Here is a 15794-nt window from a genome sequence, read left to right as displayed (position 1 = left end):
AGGGGGCACAAGTCTCACTTCAGCGAAACACCCAGATGTTTGCCCCCTGCCCGCGTCGCGTTTTGGAGCGGACATCATCCGCTCCTGTGCTGGGCGTCAAGCGAGCGAGCGGGCCCGATCTCCCATGCGCCTCGGACTTTGTCTACATGCTGCCGTCTCCTGTATCGAGACAGAGGACGCTTCACATGTCGACAAGAAGCTCAATCACCTAGCCGCCCTGCTCCATCTGACGGATCATGTATACCTGTTCGATGCCGGAGGGCTGAAACCCGGCCTGTTCCAGCACGCTCACCACCAGCTTGCAGGAGGCCGGCAGGTTGAAGGTAGAACGCGTGCAGGCCAGTTCCGGCGATCCCCACACATGGGCAAGCGCAAAACGAACGATCGCCTCCGCATCAGCCCGTCCGGGCAGGTACGCACACTGCCGCAATACGATAGCGGTCGGTTTGCCCGCCTCGTCCAGCGTCCGTTTGTAAAAGGCGTAACCGACTGTCTCGCCGTTCTCGTCTTCCACGAAGACCGCCTCTCCATCGCAAAGGCTGGGCCACTGGTTTTGCCACGGCACGTCCGCCTCGTAAAAGGAAAGCGCCGCCGCCTCCTGGGGAATGCCATGCCGCAGCCGGTAGGGGGCGGAAGTGACATCGCCAAACGGCCGATCCGTCAGCGCGTCGGTACGCTGCAAGAACAGCAGCCGGTCCGTCACCTCATAACCGAACTGCCGGTAGAGGGCGATCGCCTGCTCGTTTTGCCGGAACGCTTCCAGCGTCGCCAGCTCGACGCCCGCTTTGCGGTACAGGGCCAGCGTCTCCCCCATCAATCGGCGTCCAACGCCCTGCCGACGGTACGCCGCAGCAACGCCGGTGCCTCCGTTCCAGGCCGCTTTTTTCCCGTTGATGGTGCGAACGCCGCTGGCGACCAGACCGATCGGTTCCCCGTCCGCAAACGCAATCACAGACAGGGATGGTGCGTAATCCTCCCGTCCCAGCCGCTGCAGCAGACTTTCTTCCGTCATCGTCACCGGAACAAAATAGCCCTCAAACCCCCGGTTCCACGCCAGTGTGACCTCAGCCAGCGTGCATTGATTCATGCGCTTGACGACAATCATCTCTTCACCTTCCCGCAGTTGATAAAATGATTTTAATCGACAAAATCCAAAACATTCAATTATTTTCACTGGTATTGCATGATAGGCGATGACCGCCGGCAAGATCTTTCGCGAGGATCGGCTATGGGCAGGTGAAGCAGATGGGCTCATCTTCATTGGCACATCAGGGCGGGTCCATGATATTGTGGAAGAGAACCGTTTTCGGGCCCGGAGCCCCTGATTGGGTAGGACGGGCCTGCTCCCAGGAAAAACGATCTGGGGATGACAAACGCAATCGACACGGAATGAGGAAAAAATCATGAGCAATCCAACACGAATCATCCTGTTTGCAGGAGGCAATCTGGGTGACTGGGCGCTTGAGGAAGTAGAGGCGGGTGACTGTCTGGTCGGTGTCGACCGGGGAGCGCTGTTTCTCATCCGCCACGGTCTTCGCCCCCGCCTGTCCATCGGCGATTTTGACTCGGTCACGCCCGAGGAGTGGACGGAGATCAGCGCGCACAGCGAAGAAGTGCGCTCCTGCGACCCGGTCTTGAAAGATATGACCGACACGGAGATGGGCTTCGTCTGGGCACTGGATCAGGGCGCGCAGGAGATTGTCCTGACGGGGGCACTGGGGTCCCGTTTCGATCACACGCTGGCCAACGTTCACCTGTTGTGGAAAGGGCTGCGCAGCGGCGTACGCTGCCGGATCGTCGATGCTGCCAATGACATCATGCTCGTCGACCGCGAGCTGACCCTCGGCCCCAGCCGCTTTCCCCACATCTCGCTGCTGCCGCTCACCCCGGAAGTGACCGGCATTACCCTGTCCGGATTTCAATATCCGCTGGAACATGCGACGCTGCGCCTCGGTGACACGCTGGGCATCAGCAACGTGCTGACGGCCGACAGCGGGACAATCTCCGTCGCAAGCGGGTGCCTGCTTGTCATCCGCAGCAAGGATTAACGAAAACGCGCCTCGCTTACTGCTCTCCTGCGGCGGTCAGTTCCACCTGCAGGGGAAGCTGCCAGTCGATTTCGCCCAAGCCCTGCTCCCGCAAAAAGCGGTTGGCCCTGGAAAACGGCCGGCTGCCGAAAAAGCCCCGATTGGCCGAAAACGGGCTTGGATGCGGGGATTGAATGACACAATGCTTTTGCTTGTCAATAAACGCTGCTTTTTCCTGCGCGTGACGCCCCCAGAGAATAAAGACCATCGGCGTTTCCCGCTCGTTTAGGACGGCAATGACCCGGTCGGTAAACTGCTCCCAGCCCATCCCCTTGTGCGAGTTGGGGCTGCCCGCGCGCACGGTCAGCACTGTGTTGAGCAGCAGGACCCCCTGTTTTGCCCAGCTAACCAGATAGCCGTGATTGGGGATGGCACAGCCCAGATCGCTCTGCAGTTCCTTGAAGATGTTTTGCAGTGATGGCGGAGGCGCAACCCCCGGTTTGACGGAAAAGCTGAGGCCGTGGGCTTGTCCCGGTCCGTGATACGGGTCCTGACCGAGAATCACCACTTTGGTTTCCCGGTACGGCGTCAGATGAAGCGCGTTGAAAATGTCGTACATGTCGGGATACACGGTGCGGCTTTGGTATTCCGCCTTCAGGAACTGCCGCAACTGCCGGTAGTACTGTTTTTCAAATTCGTCCGCCAGCAGTTCGGCCCAATCGTTGTGCAATATTGCCATATCCTTCACACCTTGCTTTTTCTTCTCCTTTGTCTACTGTATCAAAAAGAGACGGGTCCGGCGATAACTTTCCCCGAGCTGGCCGCTCCCTTCTCCCAGTGCGCGAATACACGCGAACGACGCAGGGGTACCGGACATCCAGCCAGCGGAACAATCAAACGCAACAGGGCACCCCTGGACAATCAAGGGCACCCTGTTGCGCTCCCCCGACATATCTACGGCACTACACAGGGAGCGGTGTATTGTGAGAAGCAGCGTCGGTCTCGTTTTTTTGCTGACGCTGTTTTAACACGTAGTGAAACAAGCAGAGCATGAAGATTCCGATCAGAACATAGAGTCCGCTCATCATCCAGGATGGCACAAGCACCCCGACCAGGATGCCGCCAGCGCCCAGAAGTCTTCCCCCATGACCAACCAGTCCGTACACCGCCATATAGGACCCCCTCGCTTCATCGTTCACCAGATCAGCGATTACGGACTGGCTTACCGGCGTCAACAACAATTCGCCGCATGTCACGACAAACACCGCCAGGAGCAGAATCCACAGCCCGTTGCTGCTTCCCAAGGCGGCGAAGCCAATCATGTACAAGAACACGCCTGTTCGCAGCACAAGGCTGTCCGAGAACCGTTTGATCCACTTCGTCACGAACAACATGCCCATGGCAACCAAAATAGTGTTCTCCGTCTGCATGATGCCAACCATTCTGATCCCGTCGATCTTGAGCGAAAACCAATTCGCCACGTTCAGAAGCTGGCTGCCAAACTCCTGCTGAAGACGAACAGCTATGTAATAGGTTTTCTGATTGAGCAGGGCGTTGCCCAACAACACTGCGAGACAAAAAAAGAGAAAAGTGCGATCCTTGGCCACGAGCCGATAGCTTTGCAGCAGATCCTTCCACACCGCCTTGTTTCTTACCTGTTCATTCCGCTTCGTTTGGTGCGATTCGGTCATAAACAAGACAAACATGATCAGCGTTAACACATGAACACAGGTGAACAGCAGAAACAATTCAAACCGGTGCGTTTGAAACAGAAAGCCGCCCCCCAGCGCACCGATCGACATGGCCAGGTTGATCGACCAGTAGTTCAAGCTGTAGACATACCGGCGATTCTCCTGATTCGTCACGTCGATGATCATGGCGTCCACGGCGGGAAACAGCATGCCGGTGCCGACGCTTTGCACCAGCAGCATCGCATAGGTGAGCCAGGCTGAATCGAGCCACTCGGAGTTGGCGATGGTCATGACGGAGTACGCCCCTAGCAGTACCGATTGCGACATGATCATCACTTTTCGCCGCCCGATCCTGTCGGCCAAAAATCCGCCGTAGAAGCTAATAATCACCGTGGTTATGACCGTTGACAGCATGAGAACCCCGGCGATCGCCTGCCCCAGTTTTTCCGTAAAGTATATCGACATAAACGGAAAAATCGTCGCACCGACCAAAATGCTTAAAAACCTTGTCAGCAGGCGCACCTTGATGTTGATGTGAAGGTCGCGAAATCTCATGGTTCCCCACCCCCTTTTGTCAAAATTTTATACACACATTATACACTAATTTATGGCAATTTCACCTGCATTTTCATTTTGGCGACGCATTGCAATCAAAGCCCGTGGTGTCATGTGTGATGGTGCCCGCTCGCTCTCTTGACGACCAGCAATAAGTCGATAGCGTCCGCTTCAAAACGCTAAGGGGAGGGGTAAACATCTGGGTGTTTCGAAGAAGTGAGACTTGTGCCACCTGTTTTCCTTGCCATTCGCCCGGGTATCGACCCAACGGGATAACCGAATCTTCATCATGATTCCCTGAGTCCAAAACGCACCTGATGATAGACGGATTCCAGCCATTTTTGACGCCGCTTTTGGCTGCTCCTCTTGACGCCGGCAAACATGAATCTCTTGACCTTTCGTATTCCGCAAAACGCGAGGATCGCATCTCTCATAATCTTCCATTCGACACTGCGGCGAACCAGTCTGACATACCATCCGGGAGAGTCAATCGTATAGAACACCCATGCCGATTTTCCGCTGAGCAATCCCTTTGGCACCATCCCCTCGTAGTGATAGGCGAATCCCGAAACAAACAAGCGATCAAAGAAGCCCTTAAGAATCGCCGGGACACCATACCACCAAACGGGATAAATGAAGATGAGATGATCGGCCTGCCGCACCAGCTCACGATAACGCGCCGTTTCCGGATCGTTCTTGAGTTCGCTGCGCCGGATGCTGTCATTGTACACCAGAACCGGCTGAAAGTTGTCCTGGTATAGATCGATAACCGTATACTGGTAGCCGGCCTCTTGCAGGCCGCGCTCCACTTCCTTCAAAATGGCGGCATTCAAACTCTTCGGGTTCGGGTGTGCGTAGACAATCAACACATTCATCTGGATACCTCCGTCAGAACGGCAGGATGACCAACAACACAGCCAAAACAAGAATGACGACCGAGAGAAACTCAACCCGCCGGTGTCCGGCACGCTGCTCGGCACTGCCGACAGCTTCAGCGCCAGCCTCATTAAGCCGCGTTTTCAGTGTCTGATCGATCAATAACTTTCCAAGCAAAGCCACAAAGATTGTAAGGATCAGGCCAACATGCCACCAGGAAAAAGCCAGCCCCGTAACAATACGCACGAGATCAACGACCGCCACGACAATGGCCGCCCACAAGGCAAATCGGTTGTATCGGTTCCACGCGTTGATTGAGAGCCCCTCAACGGTTTCAGCCAAATCGGGTTGTCCCGGCTTTGCCAAAATGGACAGTAAGAGAGGACGGACACCGGCGGCCATGACAACGCCTCCGCCCACGATCACTGTCAGTGCCAATCGTTCCATTGCGGCCAGAACCAGATTCAACATGAAAACACCCCCATAATTTTTTGGTTGTATGACCAACCAATACAGATAACAACGGCTCTATTGACACCACACACATACCTTTCAATCCTCGCGCGGTACGCGCACTGTCACGTCCGCTCACGTTCCGATTGCGATTGCAAGAATTGTTCGACCATTTGACCAAGGAATTGGTAAGCGCCTTCCAGGTCAAACTCCGAATCAACGAAAGACTGCAAGGCGAGCCCTTCGAAACAGGCGAACAAAATGGCGGACATCTCAGCCCCATTTGGCAGCGTTTTTCCTGCCACCGCTTGGATTGTTTCTTCGATTCCCTCCCTTCCCCTTGCGATAAGCTCTTTCACCCCGGACTGAATCGCGGGATTTCGCAAGCCAAGCACATACAATTCATATCGCAGCTTGTACCAATCGGCATTGCTCTTTATTCGCTCCAAAGACTCCGCCAGCGCAGCGTCGGCAAGTTTGTCTTCCGCAACTGTCTTCCGTAACTTTCTCATCTGTTGGCAGTACTCATTGGCTGCTTCTTTGACAACAGACACCAAAAGGTCTTCCTTGTTTGCAAAATGGTAGTGCACCAAGCCGGGCGACACGCCTGCCTCACGAGCAATGTCCTTAACGGAACTGTTTTCGTATCCCTTTTCGGCAAGAACCTTGTAAGCCGCTTCAATTAATTGGGCTCGCGTATTACCTGCTTTTGGTTTCATTCCAGATCACCATTCATTTTGATTGGTTGTACAACCAATATATCATCTGTGTAATTTTTCAATATATTCCATGGGAAATCCTGCCGTCCAAATGACATTTTTTCTTTAAAATTGTGACCGGAATCGAGCATATCCGGCCGCCCCTCTCAAAAAAATCCCCCGCTCAGGTGTGCTCATGCAGCACCCGGCGGGGGTCCCCAAGAATATGAAAAAAGCTGTTAACCGTGTTAACAGCTTTTCCATGTATGCGCGAATTTATCCCTTCTTCGGCAGTTCAAACGAACTTTTCAGCGAGACAATCCGGTTGAACACCAGTTTGTCCGGAGTCGTATACTTTGGATCGACGTTGAAGTAGCCGTGGCGGAAGAACTGGAACTTGTCGTGCGGCTTGCAGTCCTTCAGGTTGGGCTCGACAAAACCGTGCAGCGTTTCCAGCGAATTGGGATTGATGTTGTCCAAGAACGAATCGCCGTCTTCCTGCCCGTCCAGAATGAGCGGTTCATACAGGCGGAACTCCGCCGGAACGGCGTGTTTGGCGTCCACCCAGTGGATCGTCCCCTTCACTTTCCGGCCGGTGAACCCGGTGCCGCTCTTCGTTTCCGGGTCGTACGTACAGTGCAGTTCCACCACGTTCCCCTGTTCGTCCTTGATCACGTCGTGGCACTTGATGAAGTAGGCGTGCTTCAGCCGCACTTCGTTGCCCGGGAACAGGCGGAAGTACTTGCTCGGCGGATTTTCCATGAAGTCATCCTGCTCGATGTAAATCTCGCGGGAAAACGGGATTTGCCTGATGCCCATCTCGGGATTTTCCGGGTTGTTTTCCGCGTCCAGCATCTCCACTTGGCCTTCCGGATAGTTGGTAATGACCACTTTCAGCGGGCGCAGCACGGCCATCGTGCGCGGCGCCTTCAGCTTCAGGTCTTCGCGGATGAAATGCTCCAGCATCTTCGCATCCACCACGCTGTTGCTGCGGGAGACGCCGATTTCCCGCGCAAACGCCCGAATCGCTTCCGGCGTGTAGCCGCGGCGGCGCAGACCGGCGATGGTGGGCATCCGCGGGTCGTCCCAACCGTCCACGATTTTTTCGTCCACCAGCAATTTCAGCTTGCGTTTGCTCATCACCGTATTGGTCATGTTCAAACGGGCAAATTCATACTGCCGCGGCACGTGCTCCATCTCGCATTCGCGTACGACCCAGTCGTAAAGCGGACGGTGATCTTCAAACTCGAGCGAGCACAGCGAGTGGGTCACGCCCTCGATGGCGTCTTCCAGCGGGTGGGCAAAGTCGTACATCGGGTAGATGCACCACTTGTCTCCGGTGTTGTGATGGGTGGCATGGGCGATCCGATAGAGCACGGGGTCGCGCAGGTTGATGTTCGGCGAACTCATGTCGATTTTGGCGCGCAATACTTTTTCGCCGTCCTTGAACTCGCCGTTGCGCATCCGCTGGAACAGGTCCAGGTTTTCCTCCACCGAACGGTTGCGGTACGGACTCTCCGTGCCCGGCTCTGTCAGCGTCCCCCGCGTTTTGCGGATCTCCTCCGCGGAGAGGTCGTCGACGTACGCCTTGCCTTTTTTGATCAGCAACACCGCGCGATTGTACATTTCCTCAAAGTAGTCGGATGCGAAATGAAGACCATCCCACTCAAAACCCAGCCATTTGACGTCTTCCTTGATCGCTTCCACGTACTCGGTGTCTTCTTTCAGCGGATTGGTGTCGTCAAAGCGCAGGTTGGTTCTGCCATTGAATTCGTCAGCCAGCTCAAAATTCAGGCAGATGGATTTGGCATGACCGATATGGAGATACCCGTTCGGTTCCGGAGGGAAACGGGTCACGACTTCTTTCACTCGTCCCGCCTGCAAATCCTCAATGACGATGCTGCGGATAAAATTGGATGTTGCCGACTTGTTTTCCAATTGAATCAACCTTTCACTTCACCTTTACAATCAATAATACTGATTCCGCATCGAGAGTTCAACAAATCGGGCCGTGCCTCGTCCCGCCTTACCACAATGGGGCACATGCCGTCGCTGTTGACGGCCGCAGCCGATGTTCATTATTGAATTCAGCAGCTTGGATGTGCGCAGAAAGGTGCGCGCACGAAAAACATCCTCCGCCAAGTGCAGGGACATCGGACCATAGTCACAAAATCCGCAGATTTTTTTAATTTCCCCTTAAACATCGGGACGAATTTACCGATCTAATGAAATAGAAATGTGATTTTCCCAAGTCCATTGGACTGCCTGCACCGCGAGACGAATGAAGATGGTCTCATTTTACGCATTTTGAAAATTTACGACCACGCATTGATATCGAAACGGCAAACCCGGGGAAACCCGGCGACGCAAAGCTACAGGGGCTACCTCCGCCATGAGCGGACACGCCAGCCAGTTACCGAAGTATTGATGTAGGACAAACCGATGATCCTATGTCATCGGTCTTTTTTGTGTAAGCAGGCGGTTGCAGTCCATAGGGGGGAGGTGAGGCGCCAGAGCTACGTACCATCCAGCACAACTTGCTTTTACAACTAGACCAAAGGAGGAACGACTGTGAAAAGGTTCTGGAAAAAACTAGGCGCCCTGGGACTTGCCGGCGTTTTAAGCCTGTCCGCCTTCACACCTGCGGGCAATGCTGCACACCGTCCAACTTCCATGTCGCCGAATGGCATGGTTACCACTCCGCACTACCTGGCTACCGCCGCTGCACTGAAGACGCTGCAGGAAGGCGGTAACGCGGTCGATGCCGCGATCGCTGCGGCTTCCACACTGACCGTCGTCTATCCTCATTACACCAGCATCGGCGGGGACAACTTCTGGCTGATCTACAACGCAAAAACGAAAGAACTGCGCGCCCTGAACGGCAGCGGCCGTGCCGGGGAGAAAGCGACCATTGAGTTCTACAAGAGCAAAGGATACGAGAAAATCCCGTCCCGCGGTTATCTGGCCGCCAACACCGTCCCCGGAGTCGTTTCCGGCTGGTGGGAAGCGTACAACTACGCTCGCAAGGAAATGAGCGGCAGCAAGATTCCGTGGAGCAAACTGCTGGAGCCGGCGATCGAGTACGCGGAAAAAGGCTATCCCGTCTCCCCCAACCAGGTGTACTGGACCAAGTACGCGACCGATCCGACCGACAACGATCTGAAAAATCTGCAGCGCTTTGAAGAGTTCCGCAAAATCTACCTGAAACCCAACGGCGAACCGTATCAGGCTGGCGAAATCCTGAAGCAGAAAGACCTGGCGGAATCCTTGAAAATCATCGCCAAAAAAGGGGCCGACGGATTCTACAAAGGCGAAATCGCCAAGAAAATCGTCGAAGACATGCAGAAAAACGGCGGCTTGCTCACCCTGAAAGACTTTGAAAAACACACCGCTACGTGGGCAAAACCGATTTCCGTTGACTATCGCGGGTACAAGGCGTACAACGTACCGCCCAACTCGCAAGGAATGGCCTCGCTCTCCATTCTCAACATCCTGAACAACTTCGATGTGAAGAGCTTGGGCGAAGGCACTCCCGATTACTACCATGTGATTGTGGAAGCCACCAAGCAAGCCTTTGCCGACCGTGACAAATGGCTGACCGACCCCGAGTTTGCCGACATTCCGGTAGACTACCTGCTGTCCAAAGAGCACGGTCAAGAACTGGCCAAGCGGATCGACATGAAACAGGCAGCCCAAACGGTGGAGCCGCTCGATCCAAAAGGGGACACTGTATGGCTCGGCGTCGTCGACAAGGATGGCAACGCCGTTTCGATGATTCAAAGCCACTACTTCGACTGGGGCTCCGGCATCGTGGCCAAAGGCACCGGCATCATGTTGCAAAACCGCGGCAGCTACTTCTCCCTGGATCCGAACCACATCAACCACCTGGAGCCGGGCAAACGCTCCTTCAACACCATCAATCCGGCGATGCTGTTTAAGGGCGACAAGCCTTACCTCCTCTACGGAACCCAAGGCGGAGAAGGACAGCCTCAGACCCAGGCCGCTCTGGTGACCCGCATTGTCGATTTTGGCTTCAGCGTACAGGACGCGATCGAAGCGCCAAGATGGCTGCACGGACGCAACTGGGGTGCTTCTTCCAACAACCTCAAGGTCGAAAGCCGAATTCCGCAAGACGTTCTGGACGAACTGATCAAACGCGGTCACCCGGTTGAAAAACTGGAAGACGCCTACACCGATCAAATGGGCCAATCCGGAGCGATTCTGATCGATCCCGTCACCAACGTGAAGTTTGGCGGCGCCGATCCGCGCGGCGAAGGTGCAGCAATGGGATATTGATTCACTCCAGACTGCCGGGAGCATTCCCGGCAGTCTGAATGCTGTTACGCTTCAGGCGTTCATATAGGCCTGATCACAAAAGGAGGAATTCCCTCGTGTTTGTCTTCGGCAAACTTCGAAACAAACTGATTGTTTGGTTTCTTGTCGTAGCGATCATACCACTCATCGGCACCTCCCTGTATATCACCACCAGCAGCTCGGAAATCATCACGGACAAACAACGGCAGTCCTACATCGACCTCGCCAAAAGCACCGCCGTCGCGATGGATCAATACCTGGACAGACGGATGACGGAGATTCAGGTGCTGGCCCGTTCATCGGATATTCAATCGACGGACGCTGCCGCGAAAAACCTGTTCATCCGCTCGTTTACCGAGGAAATGAAGATATTTGACGGCAACACCTTCATCTCTCCAGACGGAAAAGTATCGGCCGACACGTTTCCGACAAGCGTCGGCATCGACTTGTCCGAACGGCCGTTTTTCAAGGAAGGAATGGCCGGAAAAGCCAGTTACTCCGACATCGTGATTGCCAAGACGACTGGCAAACGCTCCATTGTCGTCGCCTCTCCCGTCAAAAACCAAAACGGCCAAATTCTTGGCGTACTGACCGGTCTCGTCAACGTTGACCAGTTTACCGAAACCTTTCTGCAACATCTCAACCTTGGCAACGGCGGATACGCCATTCTCGTTGACAACAAAGGGCTGATTCAAGCCCATCCCAACGAAGAGCTGATCGGCAAAGCAGTGGAAGAAGCCGGCCTGCCGCAGGGGTTGGCCGAGTTCCTCAAACATGGCGGCAGCGAGACAGCCTCCTATACCTACACGGACGCCGGCAGCGAGTACATGGTTGCCTATGCGCCCATTGCAACGACAAACTACGGATTGTTCCTGCATATCCCGGTCCAATCCATTACGTCGGCTGTGTCCGCTCTCAACACCAACATCGCTGTCATCGTTCTCATCGTCAGCGTTCTCGTAATCGCACTTGCATTCGCCGTGTCGCTGCGGATCACACGACCGATCATGGAAGTGGCCAGCGTGACCAAACGCATCTCCGATGGAGAACTGACGGTGGAGCCGCTCCGCATCCGCACGCAGGATGAAATTGGCCAACTGTCCCAGGCCGTAAACGCCATGGTGGATAATCTGCGCACCATCATCCAGCAGATGAACGCCAGCGCTGAAAATTTGGCAGCGTCCGCAGAGCAACTGACCGTAAACGCCGAGCACACAAGCAAGGCCACCGAGCAGATTGCAACGACCATCCAGGAAGTCGCGTACGGCGCAGAACGGCAAGTGCAAAGCGTGGAGGAAAGCGTCCGCGCGATCCAGGACGTGTCCTCCGGTGTTCAGCAAATTGCCACCAATGCGGAAAACGCCGCAGATTCTGCCCTCAGGGCTTCGCAAATCGCGATCGACGGCAACCAGACCATCCAAACCGTCGCGAAACAAATGCAGTCCATCAACGAGACGGTCAACCAGATCGCCCTTATCGTCAAACGGCTGGGGGAAAGTTCCCAGGAGATCGGTCAAATTGTCCAGGTCATCACCGACATTGCCGAGCAGACCAACCTGTTGTCGCTTAATGCCGCCATCGAAGCAGCGCGTGCCGGGGAACAGGGACGGGGATTTGCCGTCGTGGCCAACGAAGTCCGCAAACTGGCGGAACAATCGGCCCAATCCGCTCAACAGATCGAACAGCTCATTCTGGCCATCCAGCAGGAATCGGACCTGGCCGTACAGTCCATGGAAAAAGGGACAAAAGAAGTGGCGCTCGGCCTCGAGGTCGTCAACGATGCCGGCAAATCGTTTGAACAGATTCAGTATTCGGTGACCCACACGGCCGACCAGATTCAGAAGGTAAAAGACCACTCCCGCCAGATGACCGCAGGTACGGAACAGGTGGTTCAGTTGGTCACGCAAATTGCCGAAGTGGCGGAAAGCTCCGCAGAAGGAACGCAAAGCGTCTCCGCCGCCACCGAGGAGCAGTTGGCCTCCATGGAGGAAGTCACGTCTTCTGCCAGCTCGCTGGCGAGAATCGCCGAAGAGCTGCAGGCTCACGTCAAACGCTTCAAGATATAAGCACAACAAAAAGGCACCCGTTTTGCGGTGCCTTTTTTGCTGCCGGCTGTACCGAATGAAACAGCGGCCACGAGGGAGTGTCCTCACAGCCGCTGTTGTAGTTATAGTGCGCTCAGCGAAGGGCCAGCAAGCGGTCCGGATGGTTGGTGCAGATTTGCACCTGCGGATGCCACTCCATAATCGTGCGGATTGCGTCCGGGTCGTCCACCGTCCAGGCGATGACGCCAACCCCCTCATTGATTGCCTCGCAGGCCAATTCCCGGGTGAGAAACGGATAGGACATGGAGAGCACATCCGCTCCCGCCTGCCGCAGTTGTTCCAGGATCATGATCGGTCGTCCGTAGACGATCAGCCCGGTCTTGTCGTCAGTGTCCAGCTGCCGCACCTGCCGGATGAGCTCGTGGTCAAACGAGGTGAGGTACACATCCTGCTTCATCCCGTGCCGATCCAGCAGCGTCAGCACGCGTTCCGCCAGTCCGGGATGCATGTCGGCCACCGTTTTCAGCTCAATGTTCAGTGTGCATCGTCCCTTCACGGCAGCCAGCACCTCTTCCAGCATGGGAATCGGTTCGCCGGCAAAGCGCTCATCAAACCAGCTCCCTGCATCAAGCTCCCGCAGTTCCGCCAGCGTCAGATCCTGCACCCGTCCGCTGCCATTCGTCGTCCGCTCCAGTGAAAAATCGTGGAACAGAACCGGCACGCCATCCCTGGAAAGCTGCACGTCCACCTCAATCGCGCCAATGGCCGGTTCCGCCAGCGCAAGCTCAATCGCCTTCATGGTGTTTTCGGGCGCCTTGCCCGACCAGCCGCGATGCGCCATGCAAACGTTCATGCAACATCACCTCATTACTTTTTCAGCAATTTCTCGCCTTTTTCCACAACCTTGGCAATCGCCTCGTCCACGGTCGCCTGGTTCAGCACCGCCCGCTGAATCTCCGTCATGATGACTTCCTGCAGTTCCTTATAGCCGGGAACCATCGGACGCGGTTGGGCGTACTCCAATTGTTTGACCGCCACCTGAAAGTTTGGCTCTTTCTGGTATGCTGCTTTCATCTCGTCCGACTCGACCGCTTCCTTCGTCACCGGCATGTACCCGGTTTCCAGCGACCAACGTATTGTCTGCGGCGTATCCGTCATCCATTTGATAAATTCCCATGCCGCCTTTTTCTCCTGATCCGAAGACTTGGCCAGCATCACCAGGTTGGCGCCGCCAGTCGGCACCCCATAATCCTTATTGGCCGGCAGGAACGCCGCCCCTACTTCAAACGCGGCGCTCTCCTTGAGCGCGTGCAGGTCTCCGGTCGATGTAAAAATCATGGCCACCTGCTGGTTGAGGAAATCCTGCTTGGCCACGTCCCAGGCGTTGTATTTTTCGCCCGGCGGAGCCTTCATCACCCCTTCCTTCAGCAGGCTGATCCAGAACTCCAACGGCGCCTTTCCCGCTTCGTTGTCGAGCGCCACGCTCTTGCCGTCTTCGCTCAGGATATTTCCGCCGCTCTCAAAGACCAGCGCTTCGTAGAACCAGATGTCGATCGGCGTGGAGAAGCCGTAGGTCTTCGTCTTGCCCCCCTCTTTTTTGGTCAGGGCCTTGGCGTACTGGCGCAGTTCCTCCCATGTCTTTGGACCGTCGGGATTCAATCCGGCCGCTTTCAGCATGGCCCGAATCTCGCATTTGGGCGTTTCATATCGGGGCTGTTTATTTCACTCAATTCTCCACCGCCACGATCGCATCCAGCGCGATGCGCGCTTCTGCCTCAATCGCTTTGGCCGTGGTCTCCGTATGAGGGTTGTACGTTTCCAACAGATCAGCGTCGGCGTACCCATCGATCGCCAGGATGGAACCGGCACGCATGCCTCGGAGCGCAGCAATCACGAACAGGGCCGCATTCTCCATCTCCACGGCCAGCACGCCCGCCTGTTGGTACAGCTTGTGCGGAAACTCCACCACGCCGCTGTAAAACATGTCCATCGTCAGTGTCACGCCCTCGGCCACATGGAGTCCCGTATCGCGCTTCGCGGCTACGGCGGCCAGCGCATCGACGACGCGGCGGTCGGCCACGGCCGGGAAACCCGGCGGCACCAATTGGCTGGTCAGTCCGTCCCGGCGGACAGCCGCCGTGCTGATCACCAGGCTGCCGGGTTCGATCGTTTTTTGGTAGGAACCGGCCGTTCCGACACGGATGATGGTCTTCACGCCGCCTTTGGCCAGCTCTTCAAAACAGACGGCCGCCCCCGGCGAGCCGACGCCGTGGCTGACGACGGCCACCGCCGTGCCGTTCCACGTTCCCGCATAACTGTGGTATTCCCGGTTTTCCCCGATCGCCTTGCTCTCGTCCAGCAGGGCGGCAATGCGGGCTGCCCGCTTCGGATCGCCGCAGACGATCGCGCGCTTTGGCAGGTTTTCCGGGTCAATTTTCAGATTGGGCAGCATCATCAATCAAACTCCTTTTTCTCCCATTCGTCTTCCGGAATCGGCAGGGCTTCGCCGGAGAAACGCTCTTCGCGAAACGGGTCTCCGTTCAGATGAAAACCGTTTTGCTCCCAGAAGCCAGGGTTGTTTTCGTTCATGAATTCGATTCCGCGCAGCCATTTCACGCTCTTCCAAAAGTAGAGGTGCGGCACGATCAGCCTTAGCGGCCAACCGTGCTTGTCCGTCAGCGGCGCTCCGTCAAAGGAGTGGGCCAGCAGCACGTCGTCTCGTTCCAGGTCGGCCAGCGCCGCGTTTGCCGTATAGCCGTAATCGCCGTGCAGCATCACATACCTGCCCCGCGGTGTGACACCGGCCGCTGCCAGGAAGTCGCGGAAACGAACGCCGGTAAACCGGTTGTCAAACCGGGACCAGCGGGTGACGCAGTGAATGTCACAGGTGATCGTCGTCTGCGGCATCGCCATGATGTCGGCATACGAGAGCGTTACCTCCCGATCGACTTCCCCGAAGACCCGCAGCGTCCACGTCTCCAGGTCGTAGACAGGCACCTCCCCCTCATGCAGGATCGGAAACCGCTCCGTCAGCACCTGTCCCGGCGGCAGCCGCCGAGCCAGGGCCGGATCGACCGCGGGCACCCTCATCCGTTTGATCCGCTCTGCCTTGTTCATCTTCCCGTTTCCTCCCAG

The 15794-nt window shown here is 56.0% G+C and carries 13 protein-coding genes, 1 pseudogene and 1 riboswitch; of the genes and pseudogenes, 3 read left to right on the top strand and 11 right to left on the bottom strand.

The features are described from left to right. Positions 1-208: 208 nt before the first annotated feature. Entirely contained in the window at positions 209-1105 is an 897-nt protein-coding gene (locus tag ETC00_RS00705) for a GNAT family N-acetyltransferase (RefSeq protein WP_171564007.1), read from the bottom strand. A 298-nt stretch (positions 1106-1403) separates the two neighbouring features. On the opposite strand from ETC00_RS00705, the gene ETC00_RS00700 reads away from it, so the two are divergent. Next, on the top strand, positions 1404-2048 hold the full coding sequence (locus ETC00_RS00700; RefSeq protein WP_171564006.1) for a thiamine diphosphokinase: 645 nt from the start codon (positions 1404-1406) through the stop codon (positions 2046-2048). A 16-nt stretch (positions 2049-2064) separates the two neighbouring features. Here ETC00_RS00700 and ETC00_RS00695 read toward each other — a convergent pair whose 3' ends face one another. The 6 genes from ETC00_RS00695 to ETC00_RS00670 all read right to left on the bottom strand — a co-directional run bounded on the left by ETC00_RS00695 (position 2065) and on the right by ETC00_RS00670 (position 8238). After that, a complete protein-coding gene (locus ETC00_RS00695) occupies positions 2065-2766 on the bottom strand; it encodes a uracil-DNA glycosylase (protein WP_171564005.1) in 702 nt (233 codons plus the stop codon). 223 nt (positions 2767-2989) lie between these two features. Beyond that, on the bottom strand, positions 2990-4273 hold the full coding sequence (locus ETC00_RS00690) for an MDR family MFS transporter (RefSeq protein ID WP_171564004.1): 1284 nt from the start codon (positions 4271-4273) through the stop codon (positions 2990-2992). Positions 4274-4560: 287 nt separating this feature from the next. Next, positions 4561-5148, bottom strand: a complete 588-nt coding sequence (locus ETC00_RS00685; protein ID WP_171564003.1) for an NAD(P)H-dependent oxidoreductase — start codon at positions 5146-5148, stop codon at positions 4561-4563. 13 nt (positions 5149-5161) lie between these two features. After that, a complete protein-coding gene (locus tag ETC00_RS00680) occupies positions 5162-5620 on the bottom strand; it encodes a hypothetical protein (protein ID WP_171564002.1) in 459 nt (152 codons plus the stop codon). A 107-nt stretch (positions 5621-5727) separates the two neighbouring features. Further along, positions 5728-6321 (bottom strand): TetR/AcrR family transcriptional regulator, encoded by a 594-nt coding sequence (locus ETC00_RS00675; protein ID WP_171564001.1) that lies wholly within the window; start codon positions 6319-6321, stop codon positions 5728-5730. 255 nt (positions 6322-6576) lie between these two features. Next, a complete protein-coding gene (locus ETC00_RS00670) occupies positions 6577-8238 on the bottom strand; it encodes a glutamine--tRNA ligase/YqeY domain fusion protein (protein ID WP_171564197.1) in 1662 nt (553 codons plus the stop codon). A 393-nt stretch (positions 8239-8631) separates the two neighbouring features. Continuing rightward, positions 8632-8721: riboswitch (cyclic di-GMP riboswitch) on the top strand. 252 nt (positions 8722-8973) lie between these two features. On the opposite strand from ETC00_RS00670, the gene ggt reads away from it, so the two are divergent. Further along, positions 8974-10596, top strand: coding sequence for a gamma-glutamyltransferase (gene ggt, locus ETC00_RS00665; protein ID WP_253264212.1), 1623 nt, complete (start codon positions 8974-8976; stop codon positions 10594-10596). A 95-nt stretch (positions 10597-10691) separates the two neighbouring features. Then, positions 10692-12680: a methyl-accepting chemotaxis protein gene (locus ETC00_RS00660; RefSeq protein WP_171563999.1), complete on the top strand. Its 1989-nt coding sequence runs from the start codon at positions 10692-10694 to the stop codon at positions 12678-12680. A gap of 112 nt (positions 12681-12792) precedes the next feature. On the opposite strand, the gene ETC00_RS00655 is transcribed toward ETC00_RS00660, so the two are convergent. From ETC00_RS00655 to ETC00_RS00640, 4 genes and pseudogenes are all read right to left on the bottom strand, one after another. After that, the gene (locus ETC00_RS00655) at positions 12793-13512 is read right to left on the bottom strand and encodes a glycerophosphodiester phosphodiesterase (protein ID WP_171563998.1); all 720 of its coding nucleotides are present in this window, start codon (positions 13510-13512) and stop codon (positions 12793-12795) included. Positions 13513-13526: 14 nt separating this feature from the next. Then, positions 13527-14342 (bottom strand): annotated as a pseudogene (locus ETC00_RS00650) (ABC transporter substrate-binding protein); the annotation flags it as partial. A 43-nt stretch (positions 14343-14385) separates the two neighbouring features. Next, positions 14386-15111, bottom strand: a complete 726-nt coding sequence (locus ETC00_RS00645) for a nucleoside phosphorylase (RefSeq protein WP_171564196.1) — start codon at positions 15109-15111, stop codon at positions 14386-14388. A 2-nt stretch (positions 15112-15113) separates the two neighbouring features. Continuing rightward, complete coding sequence (locus tag ETC00_RS00640; RefSeq protein ID WP_171563997.1) at positions 15114-15776, bottom strand: sulfite oxidase-like oxidoreductase; 663 nt, start codon at positions 15774-15776, stop codon at positions 15114-15116. Between the last annotated feature and the right edge of the window lie 18 nt (positions 15777-15794).

The organism is Brevibacillus sp. MCWH (assembly GCF_013096935.1).
Classification (GTDB): Bacteria; Bacillota; Bacilli; order Brevibacillales; family Brevibacillaceae; genus Brevibacillus; species Brevibacillus aydinogluensis.
The sequence above is the reverse complement of the archived record's forward strand: the minus strand, read 5'-3'. Positions and strand labels throughout refer to the sequence as shown.

What these genes read in the sequence shown, in the direction of transcription:
- ETC00_RS00640 (WP_171563997.1), bottom strand. Translation starts at nt 15,776, where the DNA reads ATGAACAAGGCAGAGCGGATCAAACGGATGAGGGTGCCCGCGGTCGAT.
- ETC00_RS00680 (WP_171564002.1), bottom strand. Translation starts at nt 5,620, where the DNA reads ATGTTGAATCTGGTTCTGGCCGCAATGGAACGATTGGCACTGACAGTG.
- ETC00_RS00695 (WP_171564005.1), bottom strand. Translation starts at nt 2,766, where the DNA reads ATGGCAATATTGCACAACGATTGGGCCGAACTGCTGGCGGACGAATTT.
- ETC00_RS00690 (WP_171564004.1), bottom strand. Translation starts at nt 4,273, where the DNA reads ATGAGATTTCGCGACCTTCACATCAACATCAAGGTGCGCCTGCTGACA.
- ETC00_RS00675 (WP_171564001.1), bottom strand. Translation starts at nt 6,321, where the DNA reads ATGAAACCAAAAGCAGGTAATACGCGAGCCCAATTAATTGAAGCGGCT.
- ETC00_RS00655 (WP_171563998.1), bottom strand. Translation starts at nt 13,512, where the DNA reads ATGAACGTTTGCATGGCGCATCGCGGCTGGTCGGGCAAGGCGCCCGAA.
- ETC00_RS00685 (WP_171564003.1), bottom strand. Translation starts at nt 5,148, where the DNA reads ATGAATGTGTTGATTGTCTACGCACACCCGAACCCGAAGAGTTTGAAT.
- ETC00_RS00700 (WP_171564006.1), top strand. Translation starts at nt 1,404, where the DNA reads ATGAGCAATCCAACACGAATCATCCTGTTTGCAGGAGGCAATCTGGGT.
- ETC00_RS00705 (WP_171564007.1), bottom strand. Translation starts at nt 1,105, where the DNA reads ATGATTGTCGTCAAGCGCATGAATCAATGCACGCTGGCTGAGGTCACA.
- ETC00_RS00645 (WP_171564196.1), bottom strand. Translation starts at nt 15,111, where the DNA reads ATGCTGCCCAATCTGAAAATTGACCCGGAAAACCTGCCAAAGCGCGCG.
- ggt (WP_253264212.1), top strand. Translation starts at nt 8,974, where the DNA reads ATGTCGCCGAATGGCATGGTTACCACTCCGCACTACCTGGCTACCGCC.